The sequence below is a fragment of the Allobosea sp. LC85 genome (genome assembly GCF_000735605.1).
Lineage (GTDB): Bacteria > Pseudomonadota > Alphaproteobacteria > Rhizobiales > Beijerinckiaceae > Allobosea.
This window is the reverse complement of sequence record NZ_JPKG01000006.1, coordinates 368,120-383,960: the sequence shown is the minus strand read 5'-3', so window position 1 is coordinate 383,960 and position 15,841 is coordinate 368,120. Positions and strand designations below refer to the sequence as shown.

Genomic DNA, 15,841 nt, shown 5'->3' with positions numbered 1-15,841 from the left:
GGACTGGCGCATGACCCTCACTGATCTTTTGTCGCCCGCAGCCGTGGTCTCCCCGCTGCGGGCCAATGGCAAGAAGCAGGCGCTGCAGGAACTGTCCCAGCACGCTTCCGTGCTCACAGGACTGCCTGAGCGCGAGCTTTTCGAGGCCCTGCTGCAGCGAGAACGCCTTGGCTCGACCGGGATTGGCGACGGCATCGCGATCCCCCATGGGCGCATGCCGGGGATCGACCGGCTCGTCGGGCTGTTCGCCCGCGCCGAGAAGCCGATCGATTTCGAGGCGCTGGACGGTCAGCCCGTCGATATCATCTTCGTGCTGATCGCGCCGGAAGGGGCGGGAGCGGATCATCTGAAGGCGCTTGCCCGTGTCGCGCGCGTCCTGCGCAACCAGACCGTGCTGGAGCAGGTGCGCCGCGCCCATGACCCCGCTGCCATCTATGCGATCCTGGCGGAGACCGCCGCGAAGGCTGCCTGACTGGAACCGTTCAAGCCTGGGCTTGGACTGTAGGGCGCAAGCCGCTATGACGCCGGCATGACCGGCGCCGCATGCTGTAGCCGCGGCGCATCCTGTTTCGGAGCCAGTTCCTCATGGCCTACACGCATGTCGATCTCTTTCCTCTCGGCGAGGACAAGACCCCTTATCGCAAGCTCGGCGATGCAGGCGTCACTGTCGAGAAGATCGGTGACCGCGAGGTCCTGAGCGTATCGCGCGAGGCGATCCGCCAGCTGAGCGAACAGGCCTTCATCGACATCAACCATCTGCTGCGCCCGGGCCATCTCGCCCAGCTCGCCAAGATCCTCGACGATCCCGAGGCGACCTCGAATGACAAGTTCGTCGCCTACGACCTGTTGAAGAACGCCAATATCGCGGCTGGCGGCGTGCTGCCGATGTGCCAGGACACTGGCACCGCGATCATCATGGGCAAGCGCGGCCGCAAGGTCTGGACCGATGGCGATGACGAGTCGGCGCTGGGCGAGGGCGTGGCCGATGCCTATTACAAGCGCAATCTGCGCTACTCGCAGGTCGCACCCCTCTCGATGTTCGAGGAGAAGAACACGGCGACCAACCTGCCGGCGCAGATCGATATCTATGCCGAGGGAGAGGATGCCTACAAATTCCTCTTCGTGGCCAAGGGTGGCGGCTCGGCCAACAAGACCTTCCTGTTCCAGGCGACACCCTCGCTCCTGACCAAGGACCGCATGATCGCGTTCCTGAAGGAGAAGATCCTGACGCTGGGCACCGCTGCCTGCCCGCCCTACCATCTCGCCATCGTCATTGGCGGCACCTCGGCCGAGCAGAATCTCAAGACGGTCAAACTCGCCTCGACCAAATATCTCGACGAACTGCCGACCACGGGCTCACCCTCCGGTCACGCGTTCCGCGATCTCGAGATGGAGGAGGAGATCCACAGGCTGACGCAGTCGCTCGGCGTCGGTGCCCAGTTCGGCGGGAAGTATTTCTGCCACGACGTACGCGTCATCCGCCTGCCGCGTCATGGCGCCTCGCTGCCGATCGGGCTTGGCGTGTCCTGTTCCGCCGATCGCCAGGCCAAGGGCAAGATCACCCGGGACGGGATCTTCCTCGAGGCCCTCGAGACCAACCCGGCCAAGTACCTGCCTGAGGTCGAGGATGCCTCGCTCGGTGGCGACGTCGTCAAGATCGACCTCAACCGGCCGATGAGCGAGGTCCTCGCGACGCTCGGCAAATACCCGGTCAAGACCCGGCTTTCGCTGACCGGCACGATTGTCGTCGCCCGCGATTCGGCCCATGCCAAGATTCGCGAGCGGCTTGAGAACGGGCAGGGCATGCCCGATTATTTCAAGAACCACCCGGTCTATTACGCCGGTCCGGCCAAGACGCCCGAGGGCTTCGCCTCGGGCTCCTTCGGCCCGACGACGGCTGGGCGCATGGATTCTTTCGTCGATCAGTTCCAGTCCTTCGGCGGATCGATGGTCATGCTCGCAAAGGGCAACCGCTCCTCGGCGGTGCGCGAGGCCTGCGCCCGCCATGGCGGCTTCTATCTCGGCTCGATCGGCGGTCCGGCGGCGCGCCTCGCTCAGGACTGCATCCGCAAGGTCGAGGTCCTGGAGTATCCGGAGCTCGGCATGGAGGCGGTCTGGCGCATCGAGGTCGAGGATTTCCCCGCCTTCATCGTCATCGACGACAAGGGCAACGACTTCTTCAAGGAACTGAACCTCGGATGATACGGCTTTCGGCTGGCCTTGCTCTGATCGTTGCTCTCGCGGCGGCTCCTGTCCTGGCGCAGGGGAGGGCCGGCGCTCCGGCAGACTGCCAGCGGGATCTCTTCCAGAACGAGGCCGGCATGCGCCGTGAACTCACCCGCCTGCAATCCGCCGGTACGACGGACCAGGCCACGCAATGCCGCGTCTGGCGCGAGCACGTCACCTTCCTGCAGGGCGCGCGCTCCGTCTTCGCGACGTGCCAGGCTGGACGGCAGCGCGAGGAGAACGTCGCGCAGATGGACAGCTCCATCTCCGAATATCGGGTGCTTCTCGCCAATCGCTGCAAGGCGCGCTGAGCAGGCGCCGTCCCCTTTACGGAAAGGCAAAGATCGCATGACCGAGCAGGCTGTCGCCCCCCTGAATGTCGCCGTCGTGCCGGTGACGCCGTTCCAGCAGAATTGCTCGATCATCTGGTGCACCCGCACCAAGGAAGCGGCGGTGATTGATCCCGGTGGTGATGTCGAGCGCATTCAGGGTGCGGTGAAGGAGCTCGGCGTCAAGCCGGTCGCGATCTGGCTGACGCACGGCCATATCGACCATGCCGGAGGCGCGGCCGACCTTGCCGATGCGCTCGCGACACCGGTCATTGGTCCGCACGAGGCCGACAAGTTCCTGCTCGACGACCTGCCCGCTTCCGGGCTGCGCTTCGAGATGCGCGGCATCCGCCCGGTCACGCCGACGCGCTGGCTGGCCGAGGGCGATACGGTGTCGATCGGCGATGTCGCCTTCACGGTGCAGCATGTGCCCGGCCACACGCCCGGCCATGTCACCTTCTTCCAGAAGGATGCGCATTTCCTGCTCGCGGGCGATACCGTGTTCGCAGGCTCGGTGGGGCGCACCGATTTTCCCTATGGCAGCCATGAGACGCTGATTGCAGGCATCAAGGCCAAGCTCCTGCCGCTGGGCGACGACGTCCAGTTCCTGCCGGGGCACGGGCCGGCGAGCACGCTCGGTGAGGAACGCCGGAACAATCCATTCCTGCAGGATTGAGGGCAAGGACGCTCCGCGTTTCATGCTCGTGCAGGTTGTGGAAGGCGCACCCGACGGCGATTGACGTAAGGGCGTAGCTCACTACCTTGGCGGCACATCACGGAGCGCCGCCATGAGCCTCGAATTCCTGATCACCTCCCTCATCATCGTCGCTTCGCCGGGCACGGGCATGATCTACACCGTGGCCGCCGGCCTCTCGCGAGGGGCGCGCGTGAGTGTCGTCGCGGCCTTCGGGTGCACGCTCGGCATCGTGCCCCACATGCTCGCGGCGATCATGGGACTGGCGGCGCTCTTGCACACGAGCGCACTCGCCTTCCAGATCTTCAAATATCTCGGCGTGGCCTACCTGCTCTACATGGCCTGGAATACGCTCCAGGAGCGCGGGGCGCTCCAGGTCGAGCAGAAGGTCGACACCCGCTCTGCCCTGCGCGTGACGATCGATGCCGTGCTGGTCAACCTCCTCAACCCGAAGCTCTCGATCTTCTTCTTCGCGTTCCTGCCGCAGTTCGTCAGCACGGATACGATCAATCCCATGCCGCAAATGCTCGCGCTGAGCGGCGTCTTCATGCTGCTCACCTTCGTGGTCTTCGTGATCTATGGGTTGTTCGCCGCGTCTGTCCGCAATCACGTGATCTCGCGCCCGCAGGTGATGACCTGGATGCGGCGCATCTTTGCGGGCGCCTTCGTCGCGCTCGGCGCGAAGCTTGCTGTGGCGGATCGCTGAAACTTGCGTCCCGGGGCCATCGGGCCCCGGAAACGCCAACGGCCATGTCCAGAACGGGCGCGCGTACATCCGGCGTCACACGTTCGGCTCATGGCCGTCTTCAACGGAGATGGAGGACAGTGGAACGCCCTCGACATCGCCGTGAACCTCAAGTGGGGATGGGGGCTGCCGTTTGCAAGGGCTTAAGGAGCGCTCGGCCGCCATTCGTAGAGAATGTCCGGTTCTCCTTCGACGTTTCGGCTGCCATCGTTCATGTCGACGATCTTGAAGCCGTGCTTCTCGTAAAAGGCGCGGGCGCGTGCGTTGTGTTGAAAGCAGAAGAGGTGAAGCCGCTGCGGACTGCGTTCCTTGGCCTTGGCGAGTAGTCTTGAGCCGAAGCCCTGCCGATAATGACCGGGCTTCAGATAGAGCTGGTCGAGATCGTCGCCGTCGAGCGCCATGAAGCCGACGACCTCGTTGCCCAGCCGGGCAACCCAGTTCTCGCCGCGCGTGAGGCGATCATGGATGATCCAGTCGCGCACCGCCTCATCGCTATGGACCCGCCGCAGCCAGGGCAGTGCATCGGCCCGCGCGGCGAGGTAGAGACCGGCGATGGCGGCGGCGTCCGACGCCGCCGCGCGCGCGATCGTGACCTGGTCGCCCGATTTCATCGAGACAGCCGCGGCCATGCAGTCGTCACGCCTCGAAGACGTCGGCGAGGAAGTCGCGCTTGCCGATGTCAAAGCCGTTTTCGCGCAGGATCGCGTAGGCTGTGGTGGCGTGGAAATAGAAGTTGGGCACGGCAAAGCGGGTCAGATAGGCCTCGGCCGTCATCGTCACCGTCTGCTGCTGACCGCGCGGGAAGGTGACGTCCTTGCCGATGCCGCTTTCGAGTGCCGCATCGTCGATGCTCTGCACAAAGGCGAGCGTCTTGGCGATCCGCTCCTTCAGTTCCGGGAAGGTCTTCTCCTCGTCCGGGAATTTCGGGTTCTCGCCGGCGCTCACTCGCGCTGCAGCGTTCTTGGCGAAGTCGCAGGCGAGCTGGATCTGCCGGGTAAAGGGCAGCATGTCCGGCGCCAGGCGGCTGTTGAGCAGGACGTCGGGCTGGATCTTGCGGGCTTCCGCCTGCGCCACAGCCTTGTCGAGAATGGCGCTCAGCGCCTTCAGGGTCTGGATAATGCCCGCGAAGGCGGCGGCGTGAACGGATAACGGCATGATGCGGGATCCCTCAAAAGCGAAACGGGCCCGGAAGGGCCCGTTGCACCATCGATAATACCGCTCGCCTGCCGATGACAGGGGGCGGGCTGCATCAGTCCTTGGCGCGCTCGACATAGGAGCCGTCGGCCGTCATCACGACAATGCGAGTGCCTGGTCCGATATGCGGCGGCACCGCGGTGCGCACGCCGTTGGTCAGGATCGCTGGCTTGTAGGAGGACGAGGCTGTCTGACCTTTGGTCACCGGCTCGGTCTCGGCAACCTCGACCGTGACGCGCTGCGGCAACTCGATCGCGACAGCCTTGTCCTCGAAGACCGAGAGCGAGACCTTCATGCCTTCCTGCAGATAAGGCGCCATGTCGCCGACGACCGCGTTGTCGACATGGATCTGGTCGAAGGTCTCGGGGTTCATGAAGACGTACTGCTCGCCGTCCTGGTAGAGATAGGTGAAATCCCGGTCTTCGACATAGGCGCGCTCGACCTGCTCGGTTGTCTTGTAGCGCTGTGTCATCTTCACGCCATCGGAGATGCGGCGCATATCGATCTGCGTCGTCGGGGTGCCCTTGCCGGGAAAGAAGCTCTCCGCCGAGATGACCGAGCAGAGATGCCCGTCGAGTTCGAGAACGTTGCCCTTGCGAACGGAGCTGGCGATGACCTTGACCACGTGAGTTTCCTTGCTGGTGCGCATCGAGCGCGCGCGCTATGCGGATTTCGTCGCCGCGGAACTACCGCATTCGCGGGCGAAACGGAAGCTTGCAGAGATTCTTAACCGAGGTTCGATGGCCGAGGGACATCCGCCCTGGTGGCGGCCGGATATTCATGCCGATCGGCGGCCTGCGTTGCTGGCGCGCGGACGCATCAAGGCAGCGCTGAGACGCTGGTTCGAGGCGCGCGACTTCATCGAGGTCGAGGCGGCGATCCTGCAGGTCTCGCCGGGCAATGAGACGCATCTGCATGGCTTCGCGACCGCGCTGATCGACGATGCCGAGGGCGTGCATCCCTATTACCTGCACACCTCCCCGGAATTCGCGGCCAAGAAGCTGCTGGCGGCCGGCGAAAGCCGCATCTTCGATTTCGCCCGGGTGTTCCGCAATCGGGAGCGCACGGCGCTGCACCATCCCGAATTCACCATGCTGGAATGGTACCGCGCCGGCGAGGATTACGATGCACTGATGGCCGATGCCGCGGCCCTGCTGGCCGAAGCGGCGCGCACCGCCGGCGCGAGCCTGCTGCACTGGCGGGGCTTGACTGCCGATCCCTTCGCGGAACCCGAGCGCCTGACCCTGCATGATGCCTTTGTTCGGCATGCTGGCGTCGACCTGCTCGCGACCATCGCGGATCATGGGGAGACCGATCGCAAGGCCCTCGCCGCAGCTGCACGTGCCGCCGGCATCCGGCTTGCCGAGGATGACAGCTGGTCGGACATTTTCAGCCGAGTTCTCTCGGAGAAGATCGAGCCGCATCTTGGTCGCGGTTGCGCCACCATCCTTTGCGAATACCCGATCTCGGAAGCGGCCCTGGCGCGGCCGAAGCCGGGCGATCCGCGCGTGGCCGAGCGTTTCGAGCTCTATGCCTGCGGCGTCGAGCTTGCGAATGCCTTTGGGGAACTGACGAACCCGGCCGAGCAGCGTCGGCGGTTCGAGGCGGACATGGACGAGAAGCAGCGCATCTATGGCGAACGCTATCCGCTCGACGAGGATTTCCTCGCGGCCCTGGATGCGATGCCGCCGGCCTCCGGCATCGCGCTCGGCTTCGACCGGCTGGTGATGCTCTGCACCGGTGCGCGCCGGATCGAGGATGTGCTCTGGACGCCGGTGGCCGAACCGGGCAGGACAGGCCGATGACCGCCCACACCCCTCTTCGCAGCATCGACGCGCTTGTGGCGCAGGGGCTTGTTGTGCCGGCGCGGCGCGCGGCGCTGGATGCGGTTGCCGGGCGCTACGCCGTCTCCGTCACTCCCGCGATCGCGGCATTGATCGACCCATCCGATGCGGCCGATCCGATCGCGCGCCAGTTCATCCCCGATGCGGCGGAACTGCTGACCTTGCCGCAGGAAATGGCGGACCCGATCGGGGACGAGGCGCATTCGCCGGTCGAGGGGGTGGTCCATCGCTATCCCGACCGCGCCCTGCTGAAGCTCGTCCATGCCTGCCCGGTCTATTGCCGCTTCTGCTTCCGGCGCGAGATGGTCGGACCGGGCGGCGCCTCGCTTGCTGGCGAAAAGCTCGACGCGGCGCTTGCCTATCTCGCCTCCCGGCCGGAGATCTGGGAGGTCATCATGACGGGTGGCGATCCGTTCATCCTTTCCGGGCGCCGTGTGCGCGATGTCGCGAAGCGGCTGGCGGCGATCCCGCATATCAAGGTGACGCGCTGGCACACGCGAGTGCCAGTGGTCGATCCCGAGCGGGTCACGGCCGATTACGCTCGCGCCCTGCGCGTGCCCGGCAAGGCGAGCTACATCGCCATTCACGCCAACCATCCGCGCGAGTTCACGCCGGCGGCCCGTGCCGCGATTGCGCGCCTTGCCGATGCCGGCCATGTCCTGCTCAGCCAGAGCGTGCTGCTCAAGGGCGTCAATGCCGATGTCGAGACCCTATCGGCGCTCATGCGTGCCTTCGTCGAGAACCGGGTGAAGCCCTATTACCTGCACCATCCGGATCTCGCACCGGGCACCTCGCATTTCCGGCTGTCGCTGGCGGAGGGGCAAGCCCTCGTCAAAAGCCTGCGAGGCCATCTTTCGGGCCTGTGCCAGCCGACCTATATCCTCGACATCCCCGGAGGGGCCGGCAAGATACCCGTCGGTCCGTCCTTCCTTTCAGGCTGCGAGACGCCGGGCGCCGAGGCGCGGGCTGAAGACCGTTTCGGTACGCAGCATTCCTACCCGCCAGTTTGAGTACCAGCGCGGCGCATCGCCAAGGAGCGGTCATGCAAGAGAAAATGCCCATCGCCATCGTGTCGGATGTGGTCTGTCCTTGGTGCTTCATCGGCAAGGCGCGGCTCGAGACGGCGCTGGCGAATCACGGTCTGACCAACCGCGTCGCCATCACCTGGCTGCCCTATGAGCTCAACCCAGACATGCCTGCGGACGGTGCGGACCGGACGAGCTATCTCGATGCCAAGTTCGGGTCCGGCAAGCGCAAGGAAATCGAGATCAGGCTCTCGGAAGCGGCGCTCGAAAGCGGTGTGACCTTCAACTGGTCGAAGGTTACACGCACGCCCAATACCCGCATGGCCCATATGCTGATCGCGGCCGCTTCCACCGTGCAGCGCGGCACCGAGATGAAGGCGGCGCTGTTCAAGGCCTATTTCCAGGACGGGCGTGATATCGGCGATCTCGAGACGCTGGTGGCGATCGCGACCGAACTCGGTTTCGAGGAAAATGCGGCCCGCGACGAACTCACCAATGATGAATTGCGTGAGACGATCATCGGCCTCGAGGCTCACGCCCAGAAGGTCGGGGTTACCGGCGTGCCCTTCTTCATCGTCGAAGGCAAGCTCGCGGTTTCGGGCGCGCAGACGCCGGATGTCTGGACCAAGGTTTTCGCCCAGCTCGCGCGCGAGACGGCGTGAGCGAGACGAACTCCGGATTTCGTTTGCCTCCGCGCTGGTCTAGAAGGGGCCGGCGGGGGGCAGAGTTGAGATGAGACCGGACGCGACGACACGAGCCGTTACGACTGCGGACGGCCGATTGACGATCGAGGGCGAGCGCAATGCGTTCGTACAGAGTCCGGCCCGGCACCTCCTGCTTGAAACTGGGCCGCTCGATGTGGTCTCAGGTTATTCCAGCCAGAACGGTTCCCTCGGTTCCGTTGCCAGCCTTCGCGGCTTTGGCTCTCTCGGGCGCGATTGGCTCGCGCGTGCCGGCTTTGCGGACCGTGCTCAGCATGTCGCGCTGAGCATCCGCGCTCTTCCCGAAACCGGCGAAGGCAAGATGCTGCTCAGGCTGGGGTTTGACGACGAAGCGGATGCTCCCCATGCCGGTGCTTTTTCGGCCGATCTTTTCGTCTCCGCACCGGTCTATGCCGAATTGAAGCGCGATCTGCAGGCGGGACTGGTCGATGCCATCTCGATCTCGGCGGCGACCAATCTCTGGATCAGCGATGCCGATTGCGATCCGCCGGCCGGCAGCCCCCTGACCTGGTATCTCGGCATCGAGGCCGACGGTCGCACGAGCGGGAGTGCCAAGGGACTGGTACAGAGCCTGAGCTGGTCTCAGCGGGGGCGCAGGCAGGAAGAGCCGCATCCGGTGCCGGCAGCCCATCCCACTGAGGCTCCGGATGCAGACCCGGAGGACGGCATCGAGTTCCGCAAGCTGCGCCAGCTGACCGTGCTCAATCGCTGGATGATGAATCTGCTGATTGCGCTGATCGCCATCATGTTCGTGCTGGCGCTGAAGTGATGTTCATGTGCGAAGGTCCGATGTGATGGGTGTCGTCCGCTATCTCAGCCATCCCCAGGTCAAGATTGATCCAGCCGTGCCCGTGCCCGATTGGGGGCTGTCGGACATTGGGCGGGAACGGGCCTTGGCGCTCGGGGTTGCGCCGGGGCTCGCCAGAACCCGACTCATTGTCTCGTCGGCCGAGCGCAAGGCGATCGAGACGGCGGAATGCGTCGCGAAGCAACTCGGCCTCTCCGTCGAGATCCGTGAGGCCATGCACGAGAACGATCGCTCGGCGACAGGCTTCCTGCCGCCGCCGGAGTTCGAGAAGGTGGCGGACGAATTCTTCGCCAATCCGGAGCTGAGCGTTCGCGGTTGGGAACGGGCGGTCGATGCGCAGTCGCGGATCATTCGCGAAACTGAGGCCGTGCTAAGCGCGGCGGGAGATGGCGACATTCTGCTCGTCGGCCATGGCGGGGTCGGCACCTTGCTGCTCTGCGCTGTGTCGGGCGCGCCCATCACACGCCTGCGCGATCAGCCCGCAGGCGGTGGCAATCTCTTCGCATTCGACGTAACGACGCGAATCGTGCAGCACGGCTGGCAATCGATTGAGGAGTTCGCAGCGTCATGACCGCCAAGATCAACGATCTTCGTGACCGCATGATCGTGGCGCTCGACGTGCCGACGATCTGGGACGCCTACCGCATCGTGTCCGAACTGGGCGATGGGGCGACCTTCTACAAGATCGGCTACCGCCTCGCCTTTGCCGGCGGGCTCGACCTCTCGCGTCAGCTGATTTCGGAGGGCAAGAAGGTCTTTCTCGACCTCAAGCTGCACGACATCGGCAACACCGTCACCGAGGGCGTCGATTCCCTGACCAAGCTCGGCGTCACCTTCCTCACCGTGCATGCCTATCCACAGACCATGCGCGGCGCGGTCGAGGGCCGGGCCGACTCCGATCTGAAGCTGCTCGCCGTCACCGCGCTTACCTCCTACGATGATGGCGATCTGCGCGATGCCGGCTACGGTCTCGCCGTGCGCGATCTCGTGCGCCTGCGTGCCCAGCAGGCCCGCAGCGCGGGCATCGACGGCATCGTCTGCTCCGCCGCCGAGACCGAAATCGTCCGCGACATCATTGGCCCGGACATGGTCATCGTGACGCCTGGCATTCGCCCCGCGGGAAGCGCCGCTGGCGACCAGAAGCGGACCCTGACGCCCGGCGAGGCGATCCGCGTCGGCGCCGACCATCTCGTCATCGGCCGCCCCATTATCCGCGCAGCTGATCCGCGTGCGGCGGCTGCCGCGATCATGGACGAGATCGCCGCGGCTTCGTAGTCTGGCCGGAACAGGTTTCACCCCAAGAACGGAAGCTGGAAATGCCCAAGGGATATGTCATCGGTCGCGCCAAGGTCTCCAACGCGACGCTCTGGGCGGTCTATGCCGCCAAGGCCTCCGAGGTGATCAAGCAGTATGGCGGCACGCCGATCGTGCGCGGCGGCCAGATGACTGTGGCCGAAGGCGAGGGCCGGGCCCGCAACGTCATCATCGAGTTCAAGGATTTCGAGATGGCCAAGGCCTATGCGAATTCGCCGGAATATGCCGCTGCCCGCAAGGAGCGTGAAGGCGCCGGCGAGATCGATCTCGTTGTCGTGGAAGGGCTCTAAAGTCATGGCGAAGGGATACTGGGTTGCCCGAGTCGATGTCGAAGATCAGGAGGCATACGCCAGGTATCGCACCCTGAATGCCATCGCCTTCGCCAAATTCGGCGCGAAGTTCCTGGTGCGTGGCGGCGAGTACAAGCTCGCACGCGGCGAGGGGCGCAAGCACAACGTCGTCATCGAGTTCAAGGACGAGGCAACGGCGCGCGCCTGCTACGAGTCGCCTGAATACCAGGAAGCCACCAGGCATCTGGCGCAGGCCGGGAAGTCCGATCTTGTCATCATCGGTGGCTATGACGGGCCTCAGCCCGGCGCGTGATGCCTCCGCACCAGCGATAGCGCCCCCGCGATCGCGTCGCCTCTGACGGCAGAGAGCCTGCGCCTGACATCGGGCGCAAGCCAGGCCTCCATCGCGGAGGACAGGCCGCCGATCAGCGCCACGCGTGGCACCTCGCGTTCGAACAGAGTGCGCACCATGGCGTCGATCAGGGCCGCACCATTCTGCATGATGGCGCGGGCATGCGAGTCGCCGAGATCGGCATGGCGCAGCACGAGAGGCGCGAGCGTCGCGTAGTCCGTGGCGTGCGCCTTGTCCATCCAGGCGATGACCTCGAACGGGTCCCCCTGAAACCTGGCCAGGACGTCCTTCGTGAAGCGCGTTTGCGGCTCCCGGCCGTCATGGGCGCGCAGCGAGACGCGAATGGCGGCAAGGCCGAGATCGGCGCCGCTGCCCTCATCGCCAACCGGGAAGCCGTAGCCGCCAATGCGGATCTCGCGTCCGTCGACGCGAGCAAGGCCGATCGAGCCGGTGCCAATGATGACGATGCCGCCGTCCTCACCGGCATGGGCGCCCAGGCAGGCGCCGAGCCCGTCACTCTCGAAGACCGTCACGGCGAAGGGGCTTGCCCAGCCTGCAAGTTCCTCCTGCATGCCCTTGCGGCCGATGCCGGCGAGGCAGATTCCGGCCTGGACCCGATTGAACTGATCCTCGCCGAGGCCCGCCTCGGTCATCGCGCCCCGCGCTGCCTGCATCACCGCGGCCAGCGCGGTCTCCAGGCCGAGACGGAGCGAGGCCGGCCCCGCGATGCCCGAGCCGAGCACCTCGCCCCGGGCGGTCTCCAGCCGGCAGCGGCAGCCGGTGCCGCCGCCATCGACACCGAGATACAGATCGGCCGCGGCGCTCATGCGCCGACCCGTTCGATATCGGCGCCGCAGCGCCTGAGCTTGCGGTCGAGCGCCTCATAGCCGCGGTCGAGATGATAAATGCGGCTGACCACGGTCTCGCCCTGCGCAACCAGTCCGGCGAGCACGAGGCTGACCGAGGCGCGCAAGTCGGTCGCCATGACCGGTGCCGCCTTGAGCGTTTCGACGCCGCGCACCATGGCACTGGTCCCCTTCAGCGTGATGTCGGCGCCGAGCCGGACCAACTCCGGAATATGCATGAAGCGGTTCTCGAACACGGTCTCGCGGATCAGCGAGGTGCCGTCCGCCACGCTCATCAGCGCCATGAACTGCGCCTGCAGATCAGTCGAGAATCCGGGATAGGCCTGGGTCATGATGTCGATGCCGGTGAGCCGGCCTGGCCGCGACACCATCAGCCCGCGATCGGTCGGCCAGAGTCTGACGCCGGCGGCTTCGAGCGCTTCGCCGACAGCCGCGAGATGTTCGAGCCGCGCACCGACCAGTTCGAGTTCTCCGCCGGTGATCGCGGCCGCAACCGCGTAGGTGCCCGCCTCGATGCGATCGGCAACGATCTCATAGGTCGCCGGCCTGAAGCTCTGGGCACCCTGGACCTGCAGGCGATGGCTGCCGATGCCCTCGATCCTCACGCCCATCGCGACGAGGCAGCGGGCGAGGTCGAGGACCTCCGGTTCCTTCGCCGCGTTGACGATCTCGGTTTCGCCGCTGGCAAGGCTCGCCGCCAGCAAGGCGGTTTCGGTGGCTCCGACCGAGGAGAAGGGAAAGACGATACGCGCGCCGCGGAGGCCAGCGGGAGCACTGGCCTCGATATAGCCGCCAGCGACGCTGATCTCGGCGCCGAGGGCTTCGAGCGCTTTCAGGTGAAGGTCGACCGGGCGTGCACCGATCGCGCAACCGCCGGGCAGGGAGACGCGGGCATGCCCGAAGCGGGCGATGAGCGGCCCCAGCACCAGAATGGTCGCGCGCATCTTGCGGACGATGTCATAGCTCGCCTCCCGCGGCGCGGCTTCGCTGGCGTTGATCGTCAGCGCATCGGCCGCGCGGCCGGAGAATGTGACGCCATATGCTTCCAGCAGGGCCTGCATCGTCCTGATATCGACCACGTCCGGCAGGTTGCGCAGTGTCAGCGGCCTGTCGGAGAGGAGCGCGGCCGCGAAGGCAGGCAGGGCGGCGTTCTTGGCTCCGCGGATATCGACGGTTCCGGACAGCCGCTGGCCACCGCGGATCAGGAGCTTGTCCATCAGGCGCCCTCTTGCGTGAATTCGGGTGACTTCTCATAGCGCAGGAAGCGGTGCTCTGCGCCGGCGAAGTTGCGGCTATATTCTCTGGCGATGTGCCAGCCGGCCCGCTCATAGAAGCGTCGCGCGCCCGCATTGGCTGCAAACACCTCGAGCGAGCGGGCGCCATGCACCTCGGCATGGGCGAGCAGGGCTGCACCGTGGCGGTGGCCGGTCTCGGCTACGAAAAGCATGGCGATATGACCGTCGAGCAGCAGTAGAACGCCTTTGACGCCGCCATCGTCCAGCACTGTGAGATGTTCCAGGTCCCGCTCGAATCGGGTCTCGAAATGCGCCACATCATAAGCCGACGCCCCATCGCCGATGATGGGGCGGAAGTCGGTCTGATAGGCTTGCGCAGGAATGGCCGCGGCCGGAGCGATATCGGCCGGCTCTGCCTTGCGGATGATCACGACCGGCCCCGCAGGCGGGGATCGAGTTCGTCGCGGAGCGCGTCACCGAGCAGGTTGAAGCCGAGCGAGAGGAAGAGGATGCCGAGCCCGGCGAAGATCGCGTTCCAGGGCGAGAGCAGCACGAAATTGCGCCCTTCCGCCAGCATCAGCCCGAGCGAGGGGGTCGGCGGTTGGGTTCCGAGGCCGAGGAAGGAGAGTGAGGCCTCGACCAGGATCGCGGCCGAAAGCAGCAACGACGTCTGCACCAGGATCACCGAGGCCAGATTGGGCAGGATATGGCGCAGCATGATGCGCAGATCCGAGGCGCCGATCGCGCGGATGCCGGCGACGAAGTCGCTTTCGACCAGAACGAGCGCCGGACCACGGATCAGCCGGGCGAAGATCGGCACATAGACGACCGCGATCGCGATGGCGGCGCTTTCCGTTCGCGGCCCGAGCATGGCGATGATGCCGATGGCGAGCAGCATCACGGGAAAGGCGAAGAGGATGTCCATCAGCCGCATCACGATGCGCTCGCACCAGCCGCGATAGAAGGCGGCGAGCAGGCCGAGGCTACCCCCGACGAGCAGCGCGAGGCCGACAGCGATGCCGCAGGCGATCAGAGCCGTGCGATAGCCGTAGAGGATGCGCGCCAGGATATCGCGGCCGAGATGATCGGTGCCAAGCCAATGCCCGAGGCTCGGTCCCTTCAGGCGGGCGACGATGTCCTGTGCGAGCGGATCATAGGGCGCAACCAGCGGGGCGGCGAGTGCCAGCACGATCTGCAGCGTGACGACGATGCCTGCAGCAATGGCGATACGGCGGCTCTGGCTCATCACCCAGTCCTCAGCCTTGGGTCGATAAGGGCATAGGCGAGATCGACCAGGGCGTTCACCAGCACGAAGCCGACGGTGACGATGAGGATGGTGGCCTGGACCAGCGGATAGTTCCGCTCGGCGATGGCGCCGAGGATCAGCCGCCCGAGTCCTGGAATCGAGAAGACCTGCTCGACCACGATGGCACCGCCGAGCAGATAGCCCGTCATGATGCCCACGCTGGTGACGAATGGAATGAGCGCGTTGCGCAGGGCATGTCGGTAGAGCACGGCGCTTTCCGAAAGCCCCTTGGCACGGGCGGTGCGGATATAGTCCTGGCTGAGCGCGTCGAGCATCGCCGTGCGGACAAGGCGCGACAGGTTGGCAAGGATCGGCAAGGCGAGCGCGATTGCCGGCAGCAGCAGCCGCTGCAGGTTGCCCAGCGGGTCCTCGCTGAACGGCACATAGCCGAGTGAGGCGAAGTTCGGGGCCAGGCTTGCCACCGTGATCAGCATGACGATGCCGAGCCAGAAGGACGGGATCGTGAGCCCCGCGATCGCGCCGATGCGCAGGACGAGATCGGCCCGTCCGCCGCGCCAATGCGCCATCAGGCAACCGACGGGCACGGCGAGGCCGGCGCCGATGACGAGAGCCAGCACGGTGAGCTGGAGGGTCGGCCAGATCTGGGCCGTGATTTCCTGGAGCACCGGCCGGCCGGTCCAGATCGAGGTGCCGAAGTCACCGTGGAGCGCTCGCCCGAGCCAGCTCAGATATTGCTCGAGCAGCGGCCGGTCGAGCCCGAGTTCGCTGCGCATCGCCGCAACGCGTTCCGGCGTCACCTCGGTATTGGCGCCGAGCATGATCGCGACCGCATCGCCCGGGATCAGCCGGATCATCATGAAGACGATCACGGAGATCCCGAAGAGCACGATCGCGAGGTCGAGGCCGCGCTGGAGCAGATGGCGGAGCATG

At 65.6% G+C, this 15,841-nt stretch carries 21 protein-coding genes; 13 read left to right on the top strand and 8 right to left on the bottom strand.

The annotated features are described in order from the left end of the window. Positions 1 to 10: 10 nt before the first annotated feature. The 5 genes from ptsN (at position 11) to FG93_RS02805 (ending at position 3,955) form a co-directional block, all read left to right on the top strand. On the top strand, positions 11 to 472 hold the full coding sequence (gene ptsN, locus FG93_RS02825) for a PTS IIA-like nitrogen regulatory protein PtsN (protein ID WP_043231882.1): 462 nt from the start codon (positions 11 to 13) through the stop codon (positions 470 to 472). Between the two features lie 113 nt (positions 473 to 585). After that, positions 586 to 2,202, top strand: a complete 1,617-nt coding sequence (locus tag FG93_RS02820) for a fumarate hydratase (protein ID WP_043231460.1) — start codon at positions 586 to 588, stop codon at positions 2,200 to 2,202. Further along, entirely contained in the window at positions 2,199 to 2,537 is a 339-nt protein-coding gene (locus FG93_RS02815; protein WP_043231459.1) for a hypothetical protein, read from the top strand. Before FG93_RS02820 ends, FG93_RS02815 begins: the two co-directional genes overlap by 4 nt. Positions 2,538 to 2,574: 37 nt before the next feature. Then, on the top strand, positions 2,575 to 3,231 hold the full coding sequence (locus FG93_RS02810; protein WP_043231458.1) for an MBL fold metallo-hydrolase: 657 nt from the start codon (positions 2,575 to 2,577) through the stop codon (positions 3,229 to 3,231). Between the two features lie 112 nt (positions 3,232 to 3,343). Beyond that, on the top strand, positions 3,344 to 3,955 hold the full coding sequence (locus tag FG93_RS02805) for a LysE family translocator (protein WP_043231456.1): 612 nt from the start codon (positions 3,344 to 3,346) through the stop codon (positions 3,953 to 3,955). 182 nt (positions 3,956 to 4,137) lie between these two features. Here the strand turns inward: FG93_RS02805 and FG93_RS02800 are convergent, their stop codons facing one another. The 3 genes from FG93_RS02800 to efp form a co-directional block, all read right to left on the bottom strand. Continuing rightward, positions 4,138 to 4,623 carry a GNAT family N-acetyltransferase gene (locus FG93_RS02800; RefSeq protein ID WP_200878056.1) on the bottom strand — a complete coding sequence of 162 codons (486 nt, stop codon included), beginning with the start codon at positions 4,621 to 4,623 and terminating at the stop codon, positions 4,138 to 4,140. Between the two features lie 7 nt (positions 4,624 to 4,630). Next, on the bottom strand, positions 4,631 to 5,149 hold the full coding sequence (locus tag FG93_RS02795) for a DUF1993 family protein (RefSeq protein ID WP_043231454.1): 519 nt from the start codon (positions 5,147 to 5,149) through the stop codon (positions 4,631 to 4,633). A gap of 94 nt (positions 5,150 to 5,243) precedes the next feature. Beyond that, entirely contained in the window at positions 5,244 to 5,837 is a 594-nt protein-coding gene (gene efp, locus FG93_RS02790) for an elongation factor P (protein ID WP_043231452.1), read from the bottom strand. 91 nt (positions 5,838 to 5,928) lie between these two features. Between efp and epmA the strand changes: the two genes are divergently transcribed. From epmA to FG93_RS02750, 8 genes are all read left to right on the top strand, one after another. Further along, positions 5,929 to 6,993 carry an EF-P lysine aminoacylase EpmA gene (gene epmA / locus FG93_RS02785; RefSeq protein ID WP_043231877.1) on the top strand — a complete coding sequence of 355 codons (1,065 nt, stop codon included), beginning with the start codon at positions 5,929 to 5,931 and terminating at the stop codon, positions 6,991 to 6,993. Then, positions 6,990 to 8,042 carry a lysine-2,3-aminomutase-like protein gene (locus FG93_RS02780; RefSeq protein WP_043231449.1) on the top strand — a complete coding sequence of 351 codons (1,053 nt, stop codon included), beginning with the start codon at positions 6,990 to 6,992 and terminating at the stop codon, positions 8,040 to 8,042. The genes epmA and FG93_RS02780 overlap by 4 nt, the downstream gene beginning before the upstream one ends. Before the next feature lie 32 nt (positions 8,043 to 8,074). Next, positions 8,075 to 8,719 carry a DsbA family oxidoreductase gene (locus FG93_RS02775; protein WP_081881259.1) on the top strand — a complete coding sequence of 215 codons (645 nt, stop codon included), beginning with the start codon at positions 8,075 to 8,077 and terminating at the stop codon, positions 8,717 to 8,719. 70 nt (positions 8,720 to 8,789) lie between these two features. Beyond that, a complete protein-coding gene (locus FG93_RS02770) occupies positions 8,790 to 9,548 on the top strand; it encodes a hypothetical protein (RefSeq protein ID WP_152579266.1) in 759 nt (252 codons plus the stop codon). A gap of 25 nt (positions 9,549 to 9,573) precedes the next feature. Then, the gene (locus tag FG93_RS02765) at positions 9,574 to 10,158 is read left to right on the top strand and encodes a histidine phosphatase family protein (protein ID WP_043231443.1); all 585 of its coding nucleotides are present in this window, start codon (positions 9,574 to 9,576) and stop codon (positions 10,156 to 10,158) included. Further along, positions 10,155 to 10,862: an orotidine-5'-phosphate decarboxylase gene (gene pyrF / locus FG93_RS02760; protein ID WP_043231441.1), complete on the top strand. Its 708-nt coding sequence runs from the start codon at positions 10,155 to 10,157 to the stop codon at positions 10,860 to 10,862. Before FG93_RS02765 ends, pyrF begins: the two co-directional genes overlap by 4 nt. Before the next feature lie 41 nt (positions 10,863 to 10,903). Further along, positions 10,904 to 11,191, top strand: a complete 288-nt coding sequence (locus FG93_RS02755; RefSeq protein WP_043231439.1) for a DUF1330 domain-containing protein — start codon at positions 10,904 to 10,906, stop codon at positions 11,189 to 11,191. 4 nt (positions 11,192 to 11,195) lie between these two features. Further along, positions 11,196 to 11,504, top strand: a complete 309-nt coding sequence (locus FG93_RS02750) for a DUF1330 domain-containing protein (RefSeq protein WP_043231437.1) — start codon at positions 11,196 to 11,198, stop codon at positions 11,502 to 11,504. On the opposite strand, the gene FG93_RS02745 is transcribed toward FG93_RS02750, so the two are convergent. The 5 genes from FG93_RS02745 to FG93_RS02725 are packed head-to-tail and all read right to left on the bottom strand — an operon-like array spanning position 11,489 to position 15,840. After that, positions 11,489 to 12,370: a BadF/BadG/BcrA/BcrD ATPase family protein gene (locus FG93_RS02745; protein WP_043231434.1), complete on the bottom strand. Its 882-nt coding sequence runs from the start codon at positions 12,368 to 12,370 to the stop codon at positions 11,489 to 11,491. The genes FG93_RS02750 and FG93_RS02745 overlap by 16 nt on opposite strands. Further along, a complete protein-coding gene (murA, locus tag FG93_RS02740) occupies positions 12,367 to 13,626 on the bottom strand; it encodes a UDP-N-acetylglucosamine 1-carboxyvinyltransferase (protein WP_043231432.1) in 1,260 nt (419 codons plus the stop codon). Before murA ends, FG93_RS02745 begins: the two co-directional genes overlap by 4 nt. Then, positions 13,626 to 14,075 carry an N-acetyltransferase gene (locus tag FG93_RS02735; protein WP_043231430.1) on the bottom strand — a complete coding sequence of 150 codons (450 nt, stop codon included), beginning with the start codon at positions 14,073 to 14,075 and terminating at the stop codon, positions 13,626 to 13,628. The genes murA and FG93_RS02735 overlap by 1 nt, the downstream gene beginning before the upstream one ends. Continuing rightward, complete coding sequence (locus FG93_RS02730; protein WP_043231428.1) at positions 14,072 to 14,890, bottom strand: ABC transporter permease; 819 nt, start codon at positions 14,888 to 14,890, stop codon at positions 14,072 to 14,074. The genes FG93_RS02735 and FG93_RS02730 overlap by 4 nt, the downstream gene beginning before the upstream one ends. Next, entirely contained in the window at positions 14,890 to 15,840 is a 951-nt protein-coding gene (locus tag FG93_RS02725) for an ABC transporter permease (protein WP_043231426.1), read from the bottom strand. The genes FG93_RS02730 and FG93_RS02725 overlap by 1 nt, the downstream gene beginning before the upstream one ends. Position 15,841 lies beyond the last annotated feature (1 nt).

Excerpts from the sequence above, each read along its gene's own strand:
- ptsN (WP_043231882.1), top strand. The coding sequence starts at position 11 with ATGACCCTCACTGATCTTTTGTCGCCCGCAGCCGTGGTCTCCCCGCTG.
- FG93_RS02820 (WP_043231460.1), top strand. The coding sequence starts at position 586 with ATGGCCTACACGCATGTCGATCTCTTTCCTCTCGGCGAGGACAAGACC.
- FG93_RS02815 (WP_043231459.1), top strand. The coding sequence starts at position 2,199 with ATGATACGGCTTTCGGCTGGCCTTGCTCTGATCGTTGCTCTCGCGGCG.
- FG93_RS02810 (WP_043231458.1), top strand. The coding sequence starts at position 2,575 with ATGACCGAGCAGGCTGTCGCCCCCCTGAATGTCGCCGTCGTGCCGGTG.
- FG93_RS02805 (WP_043231456.1), top strand. The coding sequence starts at position 3,344 with ATGAGCCTCGAATTCCTGATCACCTCCCTCATCATCGTCGCTTCGCCG.
- FG93_RS02800 (WP_200878056.1), bottom strand. The coding sequence starts at position 4,623 with ATGGCCGCGGCTGTCTCGATGAAATCGGGCGACCAGGTCACGATCGCG.
- FG93_RS02795 (WP_043231454.1), bottom strand. The coding sequence starts at position 5,149 with ATGCCGTTATCCGTTCACGCCGCCGCCTTCGCGGGCATTATCCAGACC.
- efp (WP_043231452.1), bottom strand. The coding sequence starts at position 5,837 with ATGCGCACCAGCAAGGAAACTCACGTGGTCAAGGTCATCGCCAGCTCC.
- epmA (WP_043231877.1), top strand. The coding sequence starts at position 5,929 with ATGGCCGAGGGACATCCGCCCTGGTGGCGGCCGGATATTCATGCCGAT.
- FG93_RS02780 (WP_043231449.1), top strand. The coding sequence starts at position 6,990 with ATGACCGCCCACACCCCTCTTCGCAGCATCGACGCGCTTGTGGCGCAG.
- FG93_RS02775 (WP_081881259.1), top strand. The coding sequence starts at position 8,075 with ATGCAAGAGAAAATGCCCATCGCCATCGTGTCGGATGTGGTCTGTCCT.
- FG93_RS02770 (WP_152579266.1), top strand. The coding sequence starts at position 8,790 with ATGAGACCGGACGCGACGACACGAGCCGTTACGACTGCGGACGGCCGA.
- FG93_RS02765 (WP_043231443.1), top strand. The coding sequence starts at position 9,574 with ATGGGTGTCGTCCGCTATCTCAGCCATCCCCAGGTCAAGATTGATCCA.
- pyrF (WP_043231441.1), top strand. The coding sequence starts at position 10,155 with ATGACCGCCAAGATCAACGATCTTCGTGACCGCATGATCGTGGCGCTC.
- FG93_RS02755 (WP_043231439.1), top strand. The coding sequence starts at position 10,904 with ATGCCCAAGGGATATGTCATCGGTCGCGCCAAGGTCTCCAACGCGACG.
- FG93_RS02750 (WP_043231437.1), top strand. The coding sequence starts at position 11,196 with ATGGCGAAGGGATACTGGGTTGCCCGAGTCGATGTCGAAGATCAGGAG.
- FG93_RS02745 (WP_043231434.1), bottom strand. The coding sequence starts at position 12,370 with ATGAGCGCCGCGGCCGATCTGTATCTCGGTGTCGATGGCGGCGGCACC.
- murA (WP_043231432.1), bottom strand. The coding sequence starts at position 13,626 with ATGGACAAGCTCCTGATCCGCGGTGGCCAGCGGCTGTCCGGAACCGTC.
- FG93_RS02730 (WP_043231428.1), bottom strand. The coding sequence starts at position 14,890 with ATGAGCCAGAGCCGCCGTATCGCCATTGCTGCAGGCATCGTCGTCACG.
- FG93_RS02725 (WP_043231426.1), bottom strand. The coding sequence starts at position 15,840 with ATGCTCCGCCATCTGCTCCAGCGCGGCCTCGACCTCGCGATCGTGCTC.